The organism is Ochrobactrum sp. Marseille-Q0166, assembly GCF_014397025.1.
In the GTDB taxonomy this organism is placed as follows: domain Bacteria; phylum Pseudomonadota; class Alphaproteobacteria; order Rhizobiales; family Rhizobiaceae; genus Brucella.
Genome location: NZ_JACJUO010000002.1, coordinates 1,162,513 through 1,185,477 on the forward strand (window position 1 = coordinate 1,162,513; position 22,965 = coordinate 1,185,477).

The window sequence follows — 22,965 nt, forward strand, 5'->3', positions numbered from 1 at the left end:
ATTTATACTGCTGCGAGTACTGCATGCTGGCAGTTTTTGGCCAATTTCCAATATATGACAAACGCTTGCCGTCAGAAATATTTCCATCGAATTAAGTCACTATTTTTGCTTGATTAATTAGATGAAATTTTCAGCTTCGGTTTCAATGGAAGGGTTATTGGGCTGGTGAAATGACGTTCGCCATCGGCTCGGAAGTGCTGACCGAACCCGATGGTGCGGTTCAGAGGAAAGAAAATTGTGATGTCTTGTCCAATGCTGCAGGCCTTGCCTTCCATCTCCACATGGCGATAGCTTCGATCCCAAAACCCAAGCTTGCATGCTTTGAAGAATGAATTGTGAAGAAAGGGAGGGGATATGCGACACTATTTGCGAAGAGAATGCTGGTATAACTCAATGAAAAAGGCGTTCCCAAACGAATAGGAACGCCTTTTTTCATATTTGCCTGGAGGGCAAAATTAAACTGCAATTGTTTCGCGCTCAGCGTAGGAAGTCTAGCCCAAGAAGACCAATCGCCAGCGCCGTATTCAATGAAACGATCATCATTCCATAAACGAGTGCGGTTCTAGTAATGTCATTCATTTTCTACCTCCTTGAACCACGACGCTGCTACATCGGATTCTAAAGCTCGAGAACTATAACGAAATGTAACAGCCCGTTACGCATTGCGCAACCCATTTTACAGAAATGTGAATGAATGTAATGTGGCGTGAAATGAATGGCTTTCCCACAATTGAGTATGAAACGCATTGTGACGCAGGATGAGCTGATCAATTATTTTCCTGCATTCCATAAAAAGCGAGATATAATCTGCCAGCAAAGACGTGTGTAATTCCCTGCTTTTATTCGGATTTCCCGTGAATCGCATTGTTCCCCTTGTGCTGGCTATTGCTCTTTTCATGGAGCAAATGGATTCGAATGTTATTTCGACCTCACTGCCGGCGATTGCTGCTGATATCGGTACAAGTCCCATTGCGTTAAAACTTGCGCTTACAGCCTATCTTGTCGCACTGGCGGTTTTCATCCCGATAAGTGGGTGGATGGCTGACCGATTCGGTGCCAAGAACGTCTTCCGGGCCGCGATCGCAGTGTTTGTGGTTGGTTCAATTGCCTGTGCAGCTGCAAATTCACTGACAGCTTTCGTTGTTGCGCGGTTCTTGCAGGGCATGGGCGGTGCGATGATGACGCCAGTTGGTCGGTTGGTACTCATTCGCTCGACACCACGCAGTGAACTCGTTTCTGCGATGGCATGGCTGACCATACCAGCAATGGTGGGTCCCTTGGTGGGTCCGCCGGTTGGTGGTTTCATAACGACTTTTTTCTCGTGGCACTGGATATTTCTCATCAATGTACCGATCGGTGTCGTCGGCATTTGGTTCGCCACGCGATTTTTGCCAGACAATGACGAGCGTATTAGAAAGCCGCTGGACTGGCCGGGCTTTGTATTGTCGGGTGTTGCAATGTCGGGCGTGGTGTTTGGTTTGTCGGTGGTCAGTCTGCCAGCGTTGCCGCCGGTTGTGGGTACCATCATCGTGGCCGTGGGACTTGTTTGCGCTGCCCTTTATATTATTCACGCAAGGCGCATTTCCGATCCGCTTCTCAATCTGAAACTCTTCGACAATCAGGTTTTCCGGTCGGCTGTATTCGGTGGCAGCGTATTCAGGCTGGGCATTGGTGCAATTCCGTTTTTGCTTCCCCTGATGTTTCAGCTTGGATTTGGAATGACACCTTTTCAATCGGGCATGATGACTTTCGTCTCTGCAATAGGTGCCATCAGCATGAAGTTTGGAGCAAAACAGGTATTTAATCTGTTTGGCTTCCGAAAAACGCTGATGTACGGATCGTTGATCTCAGGGGGCTTCATCGCAGCCAATGGGCTGTTTTTCCCGCAAACGCCCTACGGTGTGATCATAGGGTTCTTATTGATCGGTGGCTTTTTCCGTTCGCTTTTCTTCACCGGCGTCAACGCTCTGGCTTTTGCTGAAATTCCAGATAGCAAGACTAGTCAGGCGACACCAATTACAGCGGTCGCACAGCAGGTTTCAATCGCAGTTGGCGTTGCGCTAGCGGGTGGAATTTTGGAGCTCAGCACGGCTTTTCGAGCGGCACCCCTTCAACTCGCCGATTTTCACATTAGTTTCTTTATTGTGGCCTTTGTATCAGCGACAGCTTGCTTCTGGTTTGCGCGACTGGCGCCGGATGCGGGACATGAGCTTTCAAGCTCTGGAAAATTCAAGCAAAAAAGTAATGAAACTGTAGTCTTGGAAGAAGCCGGTATTTCAAACGATAAATAATAAAGAAGGCTATGAAAGCCAGCTTTACAACCTGTATGAGCGCGCGCCCCGACAAGTGCGAAACGCTCATGCAGGGAAATCATAACACTCGTCCGATTGCTGGCGCGCTTCGATCAGATAAAGATGCACACTGAAACAGATAATTAGAGCGCCATTCTGATCCGATCAGATCGAAACGCGATCTAGCCTTTGAAATCACGAGCGAGCAGATAAAGTTCTACGGATTCTGCACGTGATGCCGGCGGTTTGATGTGGTGCACAGATTTGAATTTCTGCTTGAGCATGGCCAGAAGTTCATTCTCGGTGCCGCCCTGGAATGTTTTGGTCAGGAAATGGCCGCCCGGCTTGAGAACCGATACGGCGAAGTCCGCTGCAACTTCACAAAGATGCACGGTGCGCAAGTGGTCGGTGCGGCGATGACCCGTAGTCGGGGCTGCCATATCTGAAATCACCAAATCAGGTTTGTCGCCCAATGCTTCCATGAGTTTCTCGGGCGCTGTGTCGTCGAGAAAATCCATCTCAAGCAGAATGACACCCGCCAACGGATCAACGTGCAGATAATCGATTCCGACAACCTGCGGATTTTCGTCGGTCGAGCCGACAATCTTGGCTGCAATCTGCGACCAGCCGCCCGGTGCGGCACCCAGATCAATAATCTTCTGGCCTTTTTTGAGAAGGTTATAGCGATCATTGATTTCGATAAGCTTGTAAGCTGCGCGTGAACGATAGCCATCTTTTTTAGACTGATGAACATAGGGATCGTTCAGGTGGCGTTGCAGCCACCGACGTGACGATTCCTTGATCGTTCCGGCTTTTTTCTTAACGCGAACGCGAAGATTGCTGGTTCCGGCACCGCCGCGTCCACCTGTTTTCGTGCCGCCTTTGTTTCCGCCTGCTTTACTCATCTTAGTGCCTGTTTCTTACGTCGGTTTTGCCACCAGCTTTGGCGGTTGGCGCGCGGTTTTGGCGCCAAGCACCGTCACGCGACATGAGTTCGGTCAATATGCCCTCGCGTAAACCGCGATCAGCAACGAGAAGTTTTTCACTTGGCCATACGTTACGTATAGCATCCAGAATGGCACAGCCTGCAAGCACCAGATCAGCACGATCAGATCCAATGCAGGGATTGGCGACGCGTGCTTCAAAGTCCCATGACAGCAGACGTTGCGTCATTTGTGTTACTTCGTTGGCTCCCATCCACATACCATCGACACGCCGTCTGTCATAGCGCTCAAGCCCGAGGTGGATGCCCGCGAGTGTCGTCACAGTGCCAGACGTGCCAAGCAGATGAAACCGTGAACTTGTAGCCAGATTTCCAAGGCTGTTACGTTCTGCAAATCCAGACAGCAGTTCCGTCACATGACCGACCATGGCGTCAAAACTTTGCTGCGTAACATCGCGGCCACCGAAACGTTCTGCGAGCGTTACAACGCCGACGGGCAGGGAGGTCCACGCCATAATATGCTCTGCAAGCCGTGGGGAACGGCGTTGTGAGACGTCGATCAGTGCAATCTCGGAAGAGCCGCCACCAATATCGAACAACACCACCGCATCTGTTTCACGCGTAACAAGAGTTCCACAACCAGAAACGGCAAGCCGGGCTTCCGTTTGGCGGTCAACAATCTCCAGTTCCAGACCTGTTTCTGTGCGAACGCGCTCCAGGAACTCTTCGCCATTGGAAGCTGAACGACAGGCCTCGGTTGCGATGAGACGTGAACGTCTGATCTTGCGGGCCGCCAGCTTGTCGTGGCAGATTTTCAACGCCTCGATAGCGCGTTGCATGGCTTGATCGCTCAATCGTCCAGTTGAACTCAAGCCTTCGCCAAGCCGTACAATCCGTGAAAACGCATCAACAACACGGAACTGGCCTGGACGGGTTGGTGAAGCAATAAGCAGTCGACAATTATTCGTGCCAAGATCAAGTGCAGCGTAAAGCGGCACTTCCTGAGTATGATTACGCCCGTGTTGATGGTCGACAAAATGGCGTTTTGGTAGTGGGGAAGCGTTGCCAGTCGTTTCCGTCCGGGCAGCACTGTTTGGCTGCTTTATTGCGGTATCGGCATGAACAGGCGCACCTGTCTGTTGGCGAGCCTGCTTTTTCTTGCGAGCACGCCTGCGGCGATTCGATATTTTACCTGACGGCTTTCCATCCGCAGGCCTGACCTCTGAGGCTGTTGCTTCAACCGCTGCCGGCTTTTGACCATGCACATCGGCGCTGCGGGATGTTTTGCCCCGGTTTCGACGGCGCGCACGTTTCCGCTGGCTTTGTGAGCCCTTGTTTTCGGTGTCTGAGCGTCCTGGATCGGAGGCATTCTTTGCCTTGCCGACTTCTGGAACGGCTTGCTTGCGTGACTTACGCTTGCCGTTCCCGGACGGATTCCGGGCTTGCTGATTGCCCGATGATCCGCCAGACGCCCCTTGTTGCGCCATTCCTGCGGGGCGCTCCTCGGGGTTTTTCAAGGTTTTTATCCTTATGGCGCCGCGCGAACCTGTAAAGGACGCAAGCAATGCGCTTCAATTTTTACGTTGCCCTTAATGTAGCAGCGCTTTGGATATTTACCAAGGGGCAGGCGAGAGGCAGCCAAGGGAAAATTGACAAACTACGCATGATTCTTGAAAGGCGATTATGAAAAGGGGCTCCTGCTGTTCGCAGAAGCCCCTGTGACAAGAATCAAAACCGATCACCAGTGGTCAGATGTCGTAGCTATGAGCAGCGTTAATCGTTGCTACAAATTGCTTTGTTCTTTCTCGCGTGGGATTGACGAAAATATCATGCGCGCTGCCTGTTTCGACAATATTGCCTGATTCCAGAAACACGACATTTTGTGCAATTTTTGAAGCAAGGCGCAGGTCATGCGTCGCAATAACCATGGTTGTGCCTTCCTGTGCGAGCTTGCTCAGTACGTCAACAACTTCAGAAGCAAGCTCAGGATCAAGAGCCGATGTCGGTTCATCACACAGAAGCACACGCGGAGAAGGTGCCAGTGCGCGTGCAATAGCAATGCGCTGCTGCTGTCCACCCGAAAGGGTCGATGGCCACGCATCGGCTTTATGTGCCATGCCGACTTTTTTCAGTAACTCCATCGCGCATTCTTGCGCTTTTGCCTTGGGCCATTTGAGAACCGTGACCAATCCTTCCATAACATTCTGGATAGCGGTCTGATGCGGAAAAAGCTGGAAATTCTGAAATACCATGCCGGTTTGACGGCGGATCGACTGGATTGCTTGCCAGCTTGGCTTGCGGTCGGGATCGAGTGTTATGCTCTGGCCGCCGAGCGTCAGTGTGCCGGAGGTGGGGATTTCGAGTAGATTGATGCAGCGCAGCAGCGTGCTTTTACCACCACCTGACGGGCCAACCAGCGCTGTGACAGTCCCTTCGGCAATCTTAACATTGATATCATTGAGAATTACAACATTATCAAAGCTTTTGAAGATGTTTTTCAACTCGATCATGAATTTGTCTCCAGTGTTCCGCCATAGCGTCTAAAACGCTTTTCAAGCCGTCCCTGAAGGTTGGACAGGATCGTGCTGAGCACCAAATAAATGAGCGCGGCTTCAATATAAAGGACAAGCGGCTCATAAGTGGTTGCAACGATACGCTGCGCTGACTGGAACAGTTCAGGCACCGTAATTGCTGCAGCAAGGGATGTATCTTTTACCAGCGAGATGAAGGTGTTTGACAATGGCGGAACCGCGGTGCGCGTCGCCTGAGGTAATACTGTGCGTGTTAGCGCCTGACGCCAGCTCATGCCGATCGAATAAGCCGCTTCCCACTGACCTTTCGGAACAGCAGAAATTACCGCACGAATGACTTCAGAACTGTAAGCGCCAACATTGAGGGAGAAGCCGATGACGGCCGCAGTGAAGGCATCAAGATAAATACCGGCGCTCGGTAGTCCGTAGAAAATGACGAAGAGCTGCACCAACATCGGGGTGCCGCGGAAAATCCAGACATAAAAACGCGCGACAAGCGATGCCCAGATGGGTGCAAACAACCGTACAAGTGCTGTAAGCAATCCGAGTGACAGCCCAAAAATGAAAGACAAAATTGTCAGTGGGATGGTGAACTTGATCCCGGCCCAAAGCAGGGTGGGCAGGGAATCCGCCATGAGTTGAAGCCAGTAGGGCACGTCTCGAATTCCTTAGTTGGAATAGGTCCTGAACACTGAATTATCAGGAAGTAACATATACATCATGAAAGAAAGCCGGAAACGGGTTCCGGCTTTCTTTAAACGCACTATCCAGAGCTTACTTTGAAACGTCTTGACCAAAATATTTCTGCGAAATCTTGTCGTAAGTACCCTCAGCTTTGATTTCGTCGAGAGCCTTGTTGATGGCACCAACGAGATCGTCATCGCCCTTGCGAACGATAATACCGGAAGCAGTAGCATTTTCCTGTTCGGCAACGACTTTCACAGGAGCATCTGGCTGCTGCTTCTTGAAGTCCAGGAAGGAAAGGCTGTCATTAAGCGTCGCATCCGCGCGGCCAGTCAGAACAAGCTGAATAGACTGGTCGAAGCCGTCTGTTGCTACCAGTTCAGCACCGGCTTCAGTTGCAAGCTTGCCGTAGTTGCTTGTTAGTGACTGTGCGGCTTTCTTGCCCTTCAGATCAGCAAAATCCTTTATGGTATCGTTCTTGTCGTTGACGATAAGTACGACCTTGGAAACGATATAAGGATTTGAGAAGTTGAACTTCTTTTGACGTTCTTCAGTGATGCCGACCTGATTGATCACAGCATCATAACGGTTGGCGTCCAGCCCAGCAATCAGGCCGTCCCACTTGCCTTCTACGAACTCAGGCTTAACGCCAAGCTTGGCAGCGACAGCTTCGCCGATCTCCACATCAAAGCCCACGAGCTTGTTGTCTTTGTCGTGGAAGGTGAATGGCGCATAGGTGCCTTCTGTGCCGATCTTTAGAACGCCCGCTGACTTGATGGCGTCAAGATTCTCGCCTGCCATAGCGGTAGAGAAGAGTGTTGCCTGGAGAACGCCGACTGTTGCGAGGATTTTTGCGAACTTCATTTGTAAGGTCACCTGTAAAAAATATTCGATGAGATTAAAATACAGGAATTATTTTCTAATGATGCGTCGAAAATGACTGAATGAACACTATTAGGAAAAATTCCTTCTAAATTTTCAAATTTAGAAGGAATATGAATCCGTATAGGGGTGAATTGTAATTTTTGGTTCTAGTCGGGTTTAAAGATAGTAAATGCAGATGCGATTGCCGCCAATGGTTTCGACGGCAATTTCCATCTCATAAATATCGCGCAGAATGTGCGGCTGAATGAGTTCTTCCGGCGATCCCTGATGCACCACCTTGCCCTTGCGCATGGCAACGATATGGTCAGAATAGCAGGATGCGAAATTGATGTCGTGCAGCACCAGTACGACGGTCTTGCCCAGTTCATTCGCCGCACGCCGCAGCAGTTTCATCATCGAAGCCGAGTGCTTCATGTCGAGATTGTTGAGCGGCTCGTCTAGCAGTACATAATCTGTGTTTTGGCACAGAACCATTGCAACGAATGCGCGCTGTCGTTGCCCACCGGAAAGCTCATCGAGAAAGCGGTCGCCTAATTCTTCAAGTCCGAGATAGCCGATTGACTGATCAACGTGGGTAAGGTCTTCGCGTGTCGGGCGGCCTTTTGAATGCGGATAACGCCCAAAAGTCACGAGATCCCGCACGGTGAGACGCGAATTAATGGCATTGTCCTGCCTTAAAATTGAAAGCCTTTTTGCTAGCACATCACCCGATGTAGTCGATACATCCAGCCCATCAATGATGACGCGACCCTTATCCATGGGAAGCAAACGGCTGACCATCGAAAGCAGAGTGGATTTTCCGGCACCATTGGGTCCGATAATCGAGGTAATGCCGCGTGCAGGCAATTCCAGCGTTACATCATCAACGACGACCGCATCACGATAGGATTTACTGACCTGGTTTATTTCGATCAACGTGCGTTTCCCCTGACGAGAAGGATGATAAAGACGAGCCCGCCCAGAAACTCGATAATGACACTGAGCGCGGTATTGAACGAGAAGACGCGCTCAAGAATGGTTTGTCCGCCGACAATGCAGAGGATTGCCAGCAATATGGCAATGGGCAGCACGATTCGATGCTTGGATGTGCCCGCAATCATGTAAGCCAGATTGGCGACGAGCAGGCCGAAGAAGGTGATCGGGCCAACGAGGGCAGTCGAGACTGAAACTAGGATCGTGACGATCAGCAGAATGCGATGCACAACACGGCTATGATCGACACCCAAATTTATTGCAGGATCGCGTCCAAGCGATAAAACATCAAAGACATTGAGAAAACGCAGGCCGTAAAGCGTGACCACCGCCACGATAATTGCTGCGAGCAATAAAATATCGGCGTTGACGCTGTTGAAGCTTGCAAAAAAGCGGTCCTGAAGTACGGCGAATTCGTTCGGATCGATCATGCGCTGCATGAGGTTCGACAGGCTTCGGAAGAAGACACCAAACACAATGCCGACGAGCATAACCAGATGCAGACTGCGCGCAGCACCCGAAAACAGCCAAGCATAAAGTGTGCTGGCAAACATCACCATGATTGCCGTCTCGGCGAAGAAGCGGCCATTCGGACCGATCCCGTTTACATGGATAGCGCCAAAGGCGAAAACTGCAAAAGTCTGGATCAGGATATAAAGCGCATCGAACCCCATGATGGAGGGCGTGAGAATGCGGTTATTGGTGACGGTCTGAAACAGCACTGTTGAGACAGCAATCGAATAGGCGACCAGCACCATAGCCGCAAGCTTGATCCCTCGGAAGGTAAGAATGAAAGACCAGCTGCCTTTTGCTCCCAGCGTCATGAAGGCTGCGCAGGAAATAATGACGAGGATTGCAAGAAGCGTGATGGTGACGCGGGGACGTTTAAGCAAGGCGTGATCCCCGACGCAAAAGCAGATAGAGGAAGATCGCGCTGCCGACCACGCCCATCATTGTGCCGATGGGAATTTCATAGGGAAAGCGGATGAGGCGTCCGACAATATCGCAGGCAAGCACAAGTCCAGAACCCAGCACGGCCACCCATGGCACAGCACGGCGCATATTATCGCCAATGAACATGCTGACTACATTGGGCACAATAAGGCCCAGAAACGGTATCATGCCAACCGTCACAACGACGCTGGCGCTGACCATAGACACGATCACTAGCCCGAGCGTTACGACACGGCGATAGTTTAGGCCCAGATTGGTTGTGAAATCTTCGCCCATGCCTGCAACCGTGAACCGATCAGCCGCAATATAGGCAATGACGGTGAGGGCGAATGAAAGATAGAGCAGTTCATAGCGTCCACGCAGGACGCCCGAGAAATCGCCCGTTGTCCAGGAATTGAGTGCTTGTAGCAGATCATAACGATAGGCGATGAAGGTCGTTACGGCGCTGATTACGCCGCCCAGCATGATGCCGACAAGTGGCACCACGAGTACCGAACGCAATGGAATGCTGCGCAGGATGCGCAGAAAAAGGGCTGTACCAGCAAGGGCTGTAACGGATGCCACCAACATCTTACCGAAAACCGATGTGTCGGGCGCAAACAGAATGACCAGCAGAATGCCGAGACTTGCAGATTCAACCGTACCGGCTGTTGATGGCTCAACAAAACGATTTCGGGTCAGCATCTGCATGATCATTCCCGCCACCGCCATCGACATACCTGCAAGAATGATCGCAAGCGTACGCGGTATGCGGCTGATCAACAGAACTTCTGCCGCACGATCGGTGCTACCCGCGCTAAACAGCGTGCTGAGCGATACATCGCTGACGCCGATAAACAAGCTGATAAAAGCCAGTATGACGACAACAACTATAGCTGCGGCGAGTGCCTTCACGCTTAATTCCCGTTCTCTTGCCTTGTCGTGAAGTCGGGCCACAAATTGTGCGGCCCGAAATGACTGGGTCAGAAGATACTATTTCGATTTGTCAAAAGCCGCTGAAAGCTGCTGGATCGTGTTGTGCAGTGCACCAAGGCCGCCGCCGACGAGATACCAGTTCTGCGCGTTCAGATAGACGACCTGATCGTTCTTCCAGGCGTTAGTCTGGCGTACGAGTTCATTATCGAGCAATTGCTTGGCGGAAGTGCCTTCACGACCGATGGCTGCATCGCGGTCGAGTACGAAAAGCCAATCAGGATTGGTTTCAAGAATGAATTCCGAGCTGACTGGTTGACCGTGATTGCCGACGGAAAGATCGGGCGCGGCGGGGTCAACGCCGAAACTGTCATGCAGAACACCAAAGCGTGAACCCGGACCATAGGCGCTGATTTTACCGCCGGAAGTCAGGATCATCAGACCCTTGCCTTTGCCCTTGGTCTTTTCTTTCAGTGCTGCGAGTTCGCTGTTGAGCTTGTCCACCTCAGCCTTGGCTTCCGTTTCCTTGCCAAAAATCTGACCCAACTTTTCGATATTGGCTTCGGTGCCGGAAATGAATTCCTTGGCTGGAACAGTCAGATCGATGGTCGGTGCAATCTTTGCGAGCTCACCATATTTAGCAGCCGAGCGGCCTCCGACAATGATCAGGTCTGGTTCGGCTGCATTGACAGCTTCGTAGTCAGGTTCAAAAAGCGTGCCGACTTTGGTGTAATCTGCGCCGTCGTATTTCTTGAGGTATTCTGGATAAGCGATGCTGCCGGGGACGCCAATGATCTTCACACCAAGACGGTCAAGATTGTCGAGCGTCGCGAAATCGAACACCACGACTTTTTCAGGATTTGTCGCAACCGTTGTTTCGCCTTGGGCGTGTTTGACTGCCACATCAGCAGCGTTCGCGCTCGAGGCCAGAGCTGTGGCAACAAGCGCTGCGCCAAACACACGGGAAAAATGTCGGCTGAATTTCAGCATGGCGTTCAATCCTTTCGTCAATCCTGTGCTTTATAGTCCGGTTTTCTTGTAGTCAAAGCCGGGAGACCACAATTCAGTTATCTTGTTCGTCCGGGCTCTCTTTGAGCAGGATGAATTTCAAGCTGTCTTCGACCGCGAACGGGATCATTGAGCCGTGGCTTTCATTCTCAAAGCGGCGATAAGCAACCTCAAAGCCCGGAAGTTGTTTTAACTCGGTCTGAATATCGGCCCCAGACGGTCCGCCGCGCAACTTCTTCAGGCGTTCAGCATCTTCCTTTGACTGGCCTGGGCGTTCGCCGCGCTTGCCGGATGATTCAACAAGCAGTCGCATTGGCTTCGGATCGGCCTTGAACGTTTTCACAAACCGATCCTTATCGGTGAGAATCGAGCGTCCGTTCCACCAGATCGATGGATCTGCAGCAGCATAAGTCTGAAATGAATCCGGATGATTGAAGAGTGCGTAAAGCGTGAAAAGGCCACCAAGAGAATGCCCGAAAAGAGCCTGCTTGTTCTTGTCGATATCAAAACGTTTTTCGACTTCGGCTTTGACCTGATGGTCGATGAAATCGAAGAACGCGTCGCGACCGCCAGTTTTCGGAATATTGGTCTGAACAGGGATCAAGTCGTCAGGCGTCGGAGGCGTAAGATCAAAATAGCGCAGGCGGACGATTTCGTCCTTGTCTTCAGTCGGGTAGCCAATACCGACAAACACTGCGTTGAGCTGAGGGTTATCTTCCATCAGTTTCGCTGCGATGGGCAGCATCCGATTGCCATCGCTCATATAGACAACGGGAAAACCATTGGCAGGCGCCTTTTCAGCGGGTGCCGCCACGAAAATCCGATAGTCGATGCCGTTCGCCTGCATGTCAAAAGAGTCGACTTGCGGCTGTCCAGCATATGCAGAGGCGTTCACGAGAATGCTTCCGAACATGAAGCAAACCTTCAACAATACGTTCTTTGTCTTGCCCACGCGAGCACCCATTCCATAAAGAAGTGACGCCAACCAAGATCAGCTGGCGTCATCAGGTATCTTAGAAGCGCGATGTCATGCCGAGCCAGAGACGACGGCCTTCGACCACGTTGTTGGTTTCATCCACAGTGACCTTCTTGTCGAAGATATTGTAGACAGCAGCATTGAGCGTCACGTTTTCGCTGAACTCGTATGAACCACCGAAATCAAGCGTGGCATATCCCTTGTATTTGCGCGCAATGACTTGTCCGCGGCTGTTGTAGGCATAAGGTTCGCCGACTGTGCCGATACGAAGACCGGCATTGATTTCTGCACCGTGGTAATTCGCAGCCGTCCAAGCCGTTAAGCCATCTACGGGGGTATCCCAATCCGCGCGGATGCTACCCATGTGCTTTGGTGTGCGGGCCAACGGTAGGCCTGCATATTCACCAGTTTTCTGTTCGGAATGGGTGTAAGTATAATTTGCTCGCAGCTTGATCGTGTCTGTCGCTTCCCAATCCGCCGTCAGTTCAACGCCCTGAATGACAGCTTCATCGATGTTATAGCTGTAATAAAGAACGTAGTTAGGATCCTGATCCCAACGCAATGGCAAGCCTGTGTCGGGGTCATACTGGATGTTGCTGGCGATCTTGTCTTTGAAATCGGTGTAGAAGTAGGTCGCACCGAGGCGCAGTCCCTGTTGATTGTCCCAAAGCGCACTGGCTTCATAGCTTGTGCTCTTTTCCGGCTGAAGGTTTGGATCGCCGATAATCACGCCACAATTGCCGGTCGGGCCGTAAACACAGTTACCGCCACCGGTGGTGTAAGCGTAACCGGGCGCTATGGTGCGCAGTTCGGGCGCACGGAAACCAGTTGAAATACCGCCCTTAATGGTCAGCTGGTCAGTGGCGTGCCAGACGGCGTAGCCGCGAGGGCTCCAATGCGAACCGTAGATTTCGTGGTGATCCATACGCAGACCGCCGGTAAGGGCGAAATCCGGTGTGATCCACCATTCATCTTCTGCAAAAAGCGCCCACTGCTTGATTGTGAACTGCTCGTCCAGACCCGTGCGTCGGCCCGGGTTCTGGTCTGTCAGTGTGCCTTCGATGAATTGGCCACCCGTTACGAGCGTATGGTTACCATATAGCTCGAACGGAGTGGTGAATTTGCCATCAAGCGTGGAATTGCGGATATGTGGCGAACGCAGGTTTTCTACGAATTCGCTACGTGCATTATTCCAGCTAAAATTTGTTCTTTCGGCCGTTTCTTGCATGAACGAGAATTCGGAAGTCGTTGGACCCCAACGGCCAGTATGACTGATAGACCAATGGTTGCGGTCATTAAGATTGTAAGCATCAACAGGCGCAGTACTGTTGTTGGAGACTGGATTGATCGTGTTTCCGACCGAAGAGTCACGGCGCAAACGTGTTTTGCCTGCTTCAAAGACAATGTCGTGATCAGCATTTGGCGTGATGGTCACGCGACCAGTAATGTCTATATCTTTTTGCTCAGGCGTACCACTGATGATCTGGTCTTCCTGACGCTTCATTCCGCGTCCCCAGAGCTGTACGCCAACGAGGTTCGGTACAAGCGGGCCGGTTATGTAATAGGAGCCCTGATAGGAATTACCATACTTTGAATGCTGCTGAACAGTCGTATCGACGCTCAGCGAACCACTCCACTTGTCTGCGACTTTTTTGGTAATGACGTTGATAACGCCACCCATCGCGTCCGAGCCGTAAAGCGACGACATTGGACCACGAATGACTTCAATACGCTCAATTGCGTTGGCTGGCGGCAGGAAACTCTGTTCGAAACCGGAATTGCCGTTGGTGCGCGCATCACGCGTGCTTTGGCGCTTTCCGTCAACGAGGATCAGCGTATAGGTTCCGGGAAGACCGCGAATGAAAATGTCGCGTTCAGCAGCGGCACCGGTGACAGCTACTCCCTGAACATCACGCAGCGCGTCACCAAGATCACGATAAGCGCCTTTTTCGAGTTGTTCACCAGGCACGACCGAAATGCTGGCTGGCGCGTCAGTTATGTTCTGCTCAAAACCGGTAGCCGATACGACGATCTGGTTTAGTGTGATGCCACCCTCAGCATTCACCTGTTCAGCGGCTTGCACTTCCGCCTGCTTCTTCTTCGCAGCCTCTTCTTCTGTTTTTGTTGCGGTTTGCGCAACGGAAACCGTCCCACTCAGAATAAGTGCCGTAGAAAGACAGGTGCCTGCCAGAATGGCTTTTGCGAAAAGCGATTTGCTGGCCAATTGCCTGTTCTGCGAGCCAATGACGCGCGATCCCCGAAACAAGCTGGTCATATATTCCACCGTTTAAGTTGAGTTTTCCGCTCCCCTTATGTATGGCAATAAGATGAGGTCAACGATCATCTTTTGTAACAATTCTAAATTTCAGAAAACGCAACTGAATGGACAAAACAGCGATGGCTGGCAAGCATATGAAAACACAGAAAGAGGTTGAAAATGTTGACGGTGAAAGCCTGAAACTCGGTCAGCTTCGCTTGTTGATTGCGCTTGATGCACTTCTTGTGGAGGGCAGTGTCGGTGGAGCTGCAAAGCAGATGGGGTTGAGTATTGCCGCGATGAGCCGGTTACTCGGACAGATACGCAAAAAGTTTGACGATCCCATTTTTATTCGTTCAGGCCGCAACATGATTGCGACGCCAAAGGCAGAAGCATTACGTGGACGACTTCGCCGACTTGCAAACGAAGCGGAAGCGCTGATGAATTTTGATGGTCGCGATGCCACCCAAATTCCTGGCAAAAAAAAGCATGGTTGGGAGAGGGAAAGTGCCATCCTGGCAACGCCACCTCTTGGTATCAGGAAGGTTGTCGAGCTTGAGAACCACCCAACGCCCGAACAGCTCGCGGCGCAATTGGCCAATGTTCAGGATGAGAATGATCCCGCTCTCCGATTGGCAAAATACATCTCTATTATTGGTCGCAAGGTTGGTTATACCCGACCGCTGGAAATGCATGAGGCGGAAGACGCTTTCACCACGATTTTTGCAGGGGAGGCTGATCCCATGCAAATCAGTGCTTTATTGCGACTTATTCATTATAGAGGTGAAACTGCCACGGAGCTGGCGGGTATGGCGCGGGCTGCTCATCGTTATTATTCATTGGATTCGAAGATAAGGATGCCAGCTCTGGACTGGCCCGCATATCTCTCGCCCAACTCGCATCAGTCGCCATGGTTTATGCTGGCGGCAATTCTTGTTGCACGCGCTGGTTATCCCGTTGTCTTACATGGCAATTGCGGAATGGGAGAACTCTCGGGCAAGCTGGAGCTCGCTGCACAAGCGGTGAAAATCCCGATTGCGACTTCGCTGTCACTTGGACAAAGTGCTCTGGCTGCACATGGTATTTGCTTTATGCCGCTGGCTGGATTTGCGCCGCAGGTCCACTCCTTGCTGGCTTTATATCCCCTGTTCAATTCGCGCTCTTCCATCAATAGTCTTGCCCATCTTCTTAACCCGATGGGGCTTTCAGCGTCATTTGTCGGCGTAACACAGCCCGCTTATCGCGAACTTCATCGTGATGCTGGAGCACTTCTGGAGTTGAAGTCCGTCTCGGCAGTTTCAACAAGCCGTGACGTTGCTGAACTGGCTCCCCATCACGCACACACAATTTACAGATGGCTTGGTGATCAGAAAACAGAGGTTCATCTGCCCACCTTGTCAAAGGCCCCGATGGATCGCCATACGAGTCAAAGTACATTCGAATATTGGCTGGCAGTGTGGTCGGGGGCGGCGATCGATGAGCGCGCCGAATTGACCGTTATCGCGTCAACGGCATTGGCATTGATGACAGCGCTTGCCGCAGAGAATGACAGTTATGGCCATTTTTACAGGCAGGCTGAGGTGCTGTGGAAGTCACGTCATCAAAGCTGATACGACCGCTCGTAAATCTACTCAGAGCCACCCAAGCACAGCGGGCGGCGCCTGAGTGAAGTAACCTGTTCCTTGAAGGTGATGCTGGTGATGTTTTTACTCCGCCAAGGAACAGGTTCGGGGGTAAGGAGATATCATCTGCCTATCAAGTGTTTTAAAATAGCTGGCAAAAATACCATAAAAAAACGCCGGAAAACCGGCGTTTCAATTAAGTTAATTATAATGTAATCAACCGCTTATAAGCTTTACTTCCATAAAGTCTTCAAGCCCCCACTTGCCGCCCTCACGACCATTGCCGGATTGCTTATATCCACCAAAAGGGCTGCCCGGTGCACGCGAGGTGCCGTTGATCTGGATCATGCCGGCGCGGAGCTTTCGCGCAACGCGTTTGGCACGTTCGGGGCTGCCGGTCTGAATATAGGCAGCAAGGCCATATGGCGTATCATTGGCGATGGCAATGGCCTCTTCTTCCGTGTCAAAAGGGATCATCGCGAGTACTGGGCCAAAGATTTCTTCGCGAGCAATAGTCATATCGTTGTCCACATCCGCGAAAATCGTCGGCTTGACGAAGTCGCCTTCAGATATGCCATCGGGGCGTCCTGTGCCACCCGCAACCAGACGCGCGCCTTCATCGATTCCTTTCTGGATCAGTGCCTGCACCTTGTCGAATTGAATCGAAGACGATAGCGGGCCGATATGATCGCCATCTTTGGATGGATCATCGACAGTGGTCTTTGCGGCAGTCTTCTTGGCAAAATCAACAGCCTGCTCATAGATCGAACGCTCAACCAGCATACGCGTCGGAGCATTGCAGGACTGGCCGGTGTTCTCGAAGCAATGATTCACACCGCGCTCGATTGCCTTTTCCAGATCGCTGTCGGCAAAAACGATGTTGGGTGACTTCCCACCGAGTTCCAGAGAAACACGCTTGACGGTTGCAGCCGCAGCTCGCGAGACAGCGGTGCCTGCACGTGTTGAGCCGGTGAACGACATCATGTCGATATCCGGATGTTTTGACATCGCTTCGCCGACAACCGGACCTTCACCATTGACGAGATTGAACACACCTTTTGGCAAGCCAGCTTCATCGATGAATTCTGCAAAAAGCATGGCCGACATTGGCGCGATTTCGGATGGCTTGAGTATGACTGTGCATCCCACGGCAATGGCAGGAATGACCTTGAGCGCAATCTGGTTCATTGGCCAGTTCCATGGTGTGATCAGCCCGCAAACACCGATAGGTTCATGCACAATGGCCTGATTAGGATACTTGGGTGATAGAATTTCTTCGAATTCAAAGTTCTCAAAGGCGGCAATGAAAGCTTTGGTATGCGACAGGCCCGCTGCAGCCTGAGATTCTCGCGCCAATTTGATCGGCGCACCCATCTCCTTGGAAATGGCCTGCGCCATTTCTTCAAGGCGACGCTCGTAGATTTCAACAACACGGCGTAGATACCCAATGCGTTCTTCGGCGGGCGTGTCGCTCCATGTCGGGAATGCCTTGCGTGCCGCTGCAACTGCCAGATCAATATCGGCCGCTGAGCCAGCGGAAATCACCGCGTAAGGTTTTTCATTGGCCGGATTGATAACTTCAATCGTCTTTGCTTCGAGCGGAGCGCGCCACGCGCCGTCAATGTAGAAATCTGTTTTCTGATCCAGATTTTTCTGAAGCATGATGAAATCCTCCAATGCTTTGTTTTGAGTTTCCCGGTTCGCCGCGCAGACTACGCGTCCACTATGACAACGTCAAAACAGAACGATCAATGGAAACATCAATTTTTCTTATTCGTTATCGTAAGCTTCAAACTCGACGCCAAGGGTTTCCAAACCTTCTTCAATATAGTCGCCAAGAAGCGGGATGCCGAGCAAATATTTCGCTTCCCTTCCATTGTGACGATCACTTGCCGTCGAAAGTGCATCATCCCATTCTTCAACACTGAAATCACCACGGCCTACCCATACCAAAGCAAGCAATTCAATCCGCTCATCTTCATTGAGAGAACGTATAGCTGCTACCAACTCTTTTCGGGTTGGGTTGGTGATAGAGGCATCCAGAATATCGATGTCGCCATCATCGGATGCATTGGAACCAGAATTCTCATCCACCGCCGGAACCTGCGCGTCATATTCACGGGCTTTTGCAATGATGAACTCTAAATTTTCAATGTTATTGACCAACTCAACCATAGTTTGTGTCTCCGTAACGTCATTAATTATCGAACGCGGTGAAATGAGTTCTGGTTCCGTATTAATCGGCTTCTTAAAATATTATTTCAATGCATTTTTTAGAGCGCGTTTTGATCTGGCAGATTTTCTGTTTTAACGCGCATCTTTTTCTGGGCCCGCATGGGTTTTTCACGCTTTTGGGGGGGCACTCAAGTATTTAGAGGCACTGCGGATATTGATTAGATTAGTTGAGAAATATTGATTTTGGTGGGTCTCTGTTTCTCGATGTTCAGATAGAAAAAAATGGGATGAGCCAATCGGCGACAAGCTTGATCGACAAACCAAACAGCGTGAGTTGCACCAGCAGGAAAAACGGCCCATCCGGCATGATACGCGTTAGCTTGGCTCCGACAAATGTGCCGATGATAGCAGCAGGGAGAAGCCAGAGGCCGAGGGACCAGTCGAGGTTGGAGAACTGTTGAAGCTGCCAGTAAGGGATCAGCTTAACCGCGTTGACGATTGCAAAGAGAATGGTCGATGTGCCAGCAAAGACAAGTTTTTCAAGATGTTGGGGTAAGACATACATCTGAAATGGCGGTGCACCGGAATGGGAAACAAAACTTGTCAGGCCTGTTATAATCCCCCAGAAGGCGCCCCCGGGAATATCTGCTTTGCGGGCTTTACGGCGATATTTTGCACCGACCCAGACATTAAAGCAGAAGAAGAGGCCGACAAGCCCGACAAGCATTCCAATGAATGTACTTGAAAGATGAGAGCTGAAAAACCAGCCAAGACCAATGCCCACGATGGCCGCAGGGGTAAGTATCGCCAGATTTCGCTTCGAGAAGTGGTGGCGATAGAGGTAGAGGCCAAACATATCGCTAACGACGTAAATCGGCAGCAGAAGCGCGGCAGCCGTTACAGGTGAAATCACCAGAGCCATTAAAGGCACAGAAAGCGTGCCCACAGATGGCAAGCCACCCTTTGATAAGCCAACCAGAAAGGCTGCAATAACGGCTACTGTCATAAATAATGGGGTATGCTCAAGCATTCAGTCAGTAACCGTTATTGGGATCTAATGAGGGATAGAGCAGTTTTACTCAGCCGTGTGCCCATTCCCAGTAAAGCGAACGTGCACGCTTTGTTACAGCCCCGTATTCGAGCTTGCGTTCGTCAAAGCCGATAATTGGAACAACTTTGCTTATGTTACCGGTAGAGAAGATTTCGTCTGCTTCACGAAAATCTTGAAGCGTGAGGGATGTTTCGTGAACACTTACGCCAGCTGTGCGCAGAAGTCCGATCACTCGTTGCCGCGTGATGCCGTTCAGGAATGTACCGTTAGGAACCGGCGTGAAAACTTCTCCGCCACGAACCATGAAGACGTTTGAGGTTGCAGTTTCTGCGACATTACCCAGAACGTCTGTAACAAGCGCGTTATGAAAGCCCTTGGCCTTCGCTTCGCGCAGCATCCTGCCATTGTTTGGATAGAGACAGGCGGCTTTGGCATTGACAGGCATGACTTCGAGATAAGGGCGATGAAACGATGTCGTTGTAACCGTAAAGCCCTTCGGTTCCACCATCGGGATTTCTTCCAGGCAGAGCGCGAAATCTGTGGATTCCGGTGCTGGTGCAACTGTTGTGTTGTCGCCATCTTCAGCCCAATACATAGGGCGGATATAAACATCGGTTCCGGGAGCGAATTTTTTGAGGCCTTCACGTGCGAGAGCTTCGATATCGCTGCCGCTAAGCGTGGGCGCCAAACCGAGAGCACGTGCTGAATCATTCGCACGCGCTGAATGCCTGTCAAGATCCGGGGTTACACCTTCAAACAGACGAGCACCGTCGAATACAAGAGAGCCGAGCCATGTTGCATGGGAGGCGGCGCCAAGAATACGCACATCTCCTTCGTGCCAATCACCCTTGTAATATGTCCACATCGCCCGCTTCTCGGCCATTGTCGCATCCTTCATGAATTTCATTGTCGTGCCAAATCCCGCGCAAGATGCTCTCTCGATGTGTCGATGAAATAGCCGGCAGAAACCTGTGCGGGATATAAACGACGGCTCTTATAGCACGTCGTCCGAAACTGAAAACAAGTTTCATGATCGATGTAGACCGATAATTTTCAAACAGGCGAAGGGCTGGAGCATAAGTCCTGTCAGAGTGAAACGAGGATTGATAAGACTATGCCTAAAGTAAAAGGGTTTAGAGCGCGGATCTAAATCAAGCAGATCGAAACCCGCTCTAAAATTACTCTTCTTCGGCCAAAGCAGGAGATGGGTCAGAGGTCGCTACGGCTGCTGGTCCCGGAACACCCCGCTGACGCTCGCGCACAAAGGTGAAGAGACCCGAAATTGTGATCAGAACGATGCCAATCAGCATCGGCAGGTCGATGTGATCATGAAAAACGAAGTAGCCGAACAAAATGGCCCAGATCATCTGGCTATATTGCGGAGAGGCGATTGCACTTGCAGGTGCACGCTGTGCGGCAAACATGAGCAAGATGTTTGCGAGTGCTGCAAGCAGGCCATAACCTGCAAGGTAGACCCATTGAACCGACGAAGGTGTCTCATAGCTTGGAACCATTAACAGGCCGCAGATAAGGATCGGGCCGATAAGTCCGGCAGTATAAAGAGAGATACGCTTCTCCTGCTTGCCCATTGCGCGAAAAATCACAATGCTGAATGCGCCGCCAAGTCCACCGCAAAGCGCACCGAGATGGCCAATTGATAGTTCGCGGAAGCCTGGGCGCAACACCACGAGCACCCCAATAAAGCCGATAATAACTGCAGTCCAGCGACGCCAACCAACCTGTTCCTTGAGAAAGAGAACAGAGAGAATTGTTACGAATGCTGGAAGCAGGAAGATCAGCGCAAATGCTTCAGCCATCGACAGGTGTGTAAAGGCCACGACGCTGCCGATGATGCCCATTGTGGCAGTGATTGTGCGAAGTAACCAAAGCTTTATATTTGTGGTTCGAAACATATCGAGCCACTGATCTTCTGGTTTCTTGATGAATGGAATGGCAAGCAAGCCCAAAAATGCACCATAAAATGCGATTTCGTAGGGTGACAAAGTGCCGTCAAGAAACTTGACGCAGGCATCGCTTACAGCGAATGCAGCATAGGACGCAAACGCGAGGAAAATACCGTAAAGCATGGTGATATCCGCAAGGGGCTAGAGATAAACTCCTCCGCCGTCCCGATTAATCGATTAAAGCCGGTTTGGCAAAAGGCAAATTCCTTAAAAATTAAAAATCAATTGCCGCTACCTCCTGTGACGTAGGCGATTGCGGCCTTTTCAAGGATGCGAGCTCTGCCGAAAACGCATGCCTCATTTGCAATCATATCCGTGGTGTAATTTTGTGCAAACGACTATTTAAAAGGCATCCAACGAGGAGAGAAGAAATGAACATTCGTCAGAAATTCCAGCAATACGTTTCCCGTCGTCGCGCAATCCGTGAACTCGGTGCAATGGACGATCATCTTCTTGCCGATATCGGCGTATCGCGTTCGCAGATTCAGAGCGCTGTTTTCGGTAAGTAATCACTGATGGTGTGGTTGATAAGTAATCGCCCTGAAAGTGAAACCTTTATAATGTAACAAAGCGTCGGTGCTCCAGTCCCGGCGCTTTTGTTTTATGAATGTATTTGCGTATTCATTAGAATATAAAATTAACATTGTTTTCCATGAATTTCTGATGAAATTAGTAATGTTTTTTGTCCCGACTTTGAGACGATTCACTTGTCGATTTGAGACATATCGCGCTTGTTAACTCTAAGTCATCTTGTATTATTTTTTTGCGGGGGCCGGCGATGAAGAGCGCCGTTTAGGTTTGTCAAGTTGATTACAACCTTCATCGCCGCCAAGCTGACTGGTTTCATTCCGTAAATATGTTCTAAGCATGTTATATGTGATATTAATGCAAGTAATGTGTTGAGGGGGCAATTTCCCGATAGATTATTAGATCTTGCGTATTGGGTAGCCACAAGGTTATGTGGCTACCCAATACTTTTAGGATCTGTAAATGCTTGAGCTTATGATTAAGGGAATTGCGATTGGAATCGGCGCAACTGTTGTGATGGACGTGTGGGCTATGGTTTTTGCTCGCTTCCCGGGACAATCCCGCCCTAATTGGGGTCTTGTAGGGCGCTGGTTCTGGCATTTACGCCACGGACAGATTTGTCACGACGATATTTCAAAATCTCCGGCCTTTAGCCACGAAGTGGCGCTGGGATGGCTCGGACATTATGTCGTTGGCGTGCTTTATGGTATAATTTTTGCCATGTATGGCGGCAGTGCCTGGTTTGCGAATCCACTATTCCTTCCTGCATGGATTTTCGGTATTTTGACTGTCGCTGCAGGCTGGTTCCTTTTGCAGCCAGGATTAGGAATCCGTTGGGCGGCATCGCGTTTGCCAAATGCCAACAATGTTCGTATTCTTAACGTTGTGGCACACACATTTTTCGCGTTGGGCATGTACGCAACAGGAATTTTGCTAAAAAACATAGCTTGATCATGTAGATAGAATGGTAGCGTGTAATTTTAGGTGGCTACCATTTTTGAAGCTCTTTCAAAAATTAAAGCCTGAATAGGCATCTGGCGTTGGCGTCAAAGTCGAGCCAAACTAAATCACGTTAATAAACAGGCATTCTTGCGGCAGAACTGTGTTTTTGATCGCGTTGGGTGTATGGGGAACAAATCCGCTCGCGTAAACGCGTCTGCGGCTAACAAATACGGCAATCGCAACAGATTGCACCAATATCAATCGGCTGGT

General features: G+C 50.6%; 21 protein-coding genes. 5 read left to right on the plus strand and 16 right to left on the minus strand.

Annotated features, from left to right (window positions below; translation table 11 throughout):
* Window positions 1–170: 170 nt before the first annotated feature.
* The gene (locus H5024_RS16650; RefSeq protein WP_187548230.1) at window positions 171–332 is read left to right on the plus strand and encodes a hypothetical protein; all 162 of its coding nucleotides are present in this window, start codon (window positions 171–173) and stop codon (window positions 330–332) included.
* A 522-nt stretch (window positions 333–854) separates the two neighbouring features.
* A complete protein-coding gene (locus tag H5024_RS16655; protein WP_187548231.1) occupies window positions 855–2,291 on the plus strand; it encodes a DHA2 family efflux MFS transporter permease subunit in 1,437 nt (478 codons plus the stop codon).
* Window positions 2,292–2,473: 182 nt separating this feature from the next.
* On the opposite strand, the gene H5024_RS16660 is transcribed toward H5024_RS16655, so the two are convergent.
* From H5024_RS16660 to H5024_RS16710, 11 genes are all read right to left on the minus strand, one after another.
* Window positions 2,474–3,196, minus strand: a complete 723-nt coding sequence (locus tag H5024_RS16660; protein WP_187548232.1) for an RlmE family RNA methyltransferase — start codon at window positions 3,194–3,196, stop codon at window positions 2,474–2,476.
* A 1-nt stretch (window position 3,197) separates the two neighbouring features.
* Window positions 3,198–4,751: a Ppx/GppA phosphatase family protein gene (locus tag H5024_RS16665; protein WP_187548233.1), complete on the minus strand. Its 1,554-nt coding sequence runs from the start codon at window positions 4,749–4,751 to the stop codon at window positions 3,198–3,200.
* 231 nt (window positions 4,752–4,982) lie between these two features.
* On the minus strand, window positions 4,983–5,744 hold the full coding sequence (locus H5024_RS16670; RefSeq protein ID WP_187548234.1) for an amino acid ABC transporter ATP-binding protein: 762 nt from the start codon (window positions 5,742–5,744) through the stop codon (window positions 4,983–4,985).
* Window positions 5,741–6,421 carry an amino acid ABC transporter permease gene (locus tag H5024_RS16675; RefSeq protein ID WP_187548235.1) on the minus strand — a complete coding sequence of 227 codons (681 nt, stop codon included), beginning with the start codon at window positions 6,419–6,421 and terminating at the stop codon, window positions 5,741–5,743. Before H5024_RS16675 ends, H5024_RS16670 begins: the two co-directional genes overlap by 4 nt.
* A 118-nt stretch (window positions 6,422–6,539) precedes the next feature.
* A complete protein-coding gene (locus H5024_RS16680; RefSeq protein ID WP_187548236.1) occupies window positions 6,540–7,313 on the minus strand; it encodes an amino acid ABC transporter substrate-binding protein in 774 nt (257 codons plus the stop codon).
* A 177-nt stretch (window positions 7,314–7,490) separates the two neighbouring features.
* Window positions 7,491–8,249 (minus strand): ABC transporter ATP-binding protein, encoded by a 759-nt coding sequence (locus tag H5024_RS16685; protein ID WP_187548237.1) that lies wholly within the window; start codon window positions 8,247–8,249, stop codon window positions 7,491–7,493.
* On the minus strand, window positions 8,246–9,199 hold the full coding sequence (locus H5024_RS16690; RefSeq protein ID WP_187548238.1) for an iron chelate uptake ABC transporter family permease subunit: 954 nt from the start codon (window positions 9,197–9,199) through the stop codon (window positions 8,246–8,248). Before H5024_RS16690 ends, H5024_RS16685 begins: the two co-directional genes overlap by 4 nt.
* Window positions 9,192–10,154, minus strand: coding sequence for an ABC transporter permease (locus H5024_RS16695; protein ID WP_187548239.1), 963 nt, complete (start codon window positions 10,152–10,154; stop codon window positions 9,192–9,194). The genes H5024_RS16690 and H5024_RS16695 overlap by 8 nt, the downstream gene beginning before the upstream one ends.
* A gap of 78 nt (window positions 10,155–10,232) precedes the next feature.
* The gene (locus H5024_RS16700; RefSeq protein ID WP_187548240.1) at window positions 10,233–11,162 is read right to left on the minus strand and encodes a siderophore ABC transporter substrate-binding protein; all 930 of its coding nucleotides are present in this window, start codon (window positions 11,160–11,162) and stop codon (window positions 10,233–10,235) included.
* A gap of 73 nt (window positions 11,163–11,235) precedes the next feature.
* The gene (locus tag H5024_RS16705) at window positions 11,236–12,093 is read right to left on the minus strand and encodes an alpha/beta hydrolase-fold protein (protein ID WP_187548241.1); all 858 of its coding nucleotides are present in this window, start codon (window positions 12,091–12,093) and stop codon (window positions 11,236–11,238) included.
* A 100-nt stretch (window positions 12,094–12,193) separates the two neighbouring features.
* Window positions 12,194–14,431: a TonB-dependent receptor gene (locus tag H5024_RS16710; protein WP_247875315.1), complete on the minus strand. Its 2,238-nt coding sequence runs from the start codon at window positions 14,429–14,431 to the stop codon at window positions 12,194–12,196.
* Between the two features lie 107 nt (window positions 14,432–14,538).
* Between H5024_RS16710 and H5024_RS16715 the strand changes: the two genes are divergently transcribed.
* On the plus strand, window positions 14,539–16,023 hold the full coding sequence (locus tag H5024_RS16715; protein WP_247875316.1) for a glycosyl transferase family protein: 1,485 nt from the start codon (window positions 14,539–14,541) through the stop codon (window positions 16,021–16,023).
* 228 nt (window positions 16,024–16,251) lie between these two features.
* Here H5024_RS16715 and H5024_RS16720 read toward each other — a convergent pair whose 3' ends face one another.
* The 5 genes from H5024_RS16720 to H5024_RS16740 form a co-directional block, all read right to left on the minus strand.
* On the minus strand, window positions 16,252–17,697 hold the full coding sequence (locus tag H5024_RS16720; RefSeq protein WP_187548242.1) for an aldehyde dehydrogenase family protein: 1,446 nt from the start codon (window positions 17,695–17,697) through the stop codon (window positions 16,252–16,254).
* Between the two features lie 108 nt (window positions 17,698–17,805).
* Entirely contained in the window at window positions 17,806–18,210 is a 405-nt protein-coding gene (locus H5024_RS16725; protein ID WP_187548243.1) for a DUF3775 domain-containing protein, read from the minus strand.
* A 268-nt stretch (window positions 18,211–18,478) separates the two neighbouring features.
* Complete coding sequence (locus H5024_RS16730) at window positions 18,479–19,240, minus strand: sulfite exporter TauE/SafE family protein (protein ID WP_187548244.1); 762 nt, start codon at window positions 19,238–19,240, stop codon at window positions 18,479–18,481.
* A gap of 49 nt (window positions 19,241–19,289) precedes the next feature.
* On the minus strand, window positions 19,290–20,144 hold the full coding sequence (locus H5024_RS16735) for a branched-chain amino acid aminotransferase (protein WP_187548669.1): 855 nt from the start codon (window positions 20,142–20,144) through the stop codon (window positions 19,290–19,292).
* Window positions 20,145–20,439: 295 nt separating this feature from the next.
* Window positions 20,440–21,348 carry a DMT family transporter gene (locus H5024_RS16740; protein ID WP_187548245.1) on the minus strand — a complete coding sequence of 303 codons (909 nt, stop codon included), beginning with the start codon at window positions 21,346–21,348 and terminating at the stop codon, window positions 20,440–20,442.
* 248 nt (window positions 21,349–21,596) lie between these two features.
* Here H5024_RS16740 and H5024_RS16745 point away from each other — a divergent pair, with 248 nt between their 5' ends.
* Window positions 21,597–21,734, plus strand: coding sequence for a DUF1127 domain-containing protein (locus H5024_RS16745; RefSeq protein ID WP_007879385.1), 138 nt, complete (start codon window positions 21,597–21,599; stop codon window positions 21,732–21,734).
* Window positions 21,735–22,215: 481 nt separating this feature from the next.
* The gene (locus H5024_RS16750) at window positions 22,216–22,704 is read left to right on the plus strand and encodes a DUF2938 domain-containing protein (protein ID WP_187548246.1); all 489 of its coding nucleotides are present in this window, start codon (window positions 22,216–22,218) and stop codon (window positions 22,702–22,704) included.
* The last annotated feature ends 261 nt before the right edge of the window (window positions 22,705–22,965 follow it).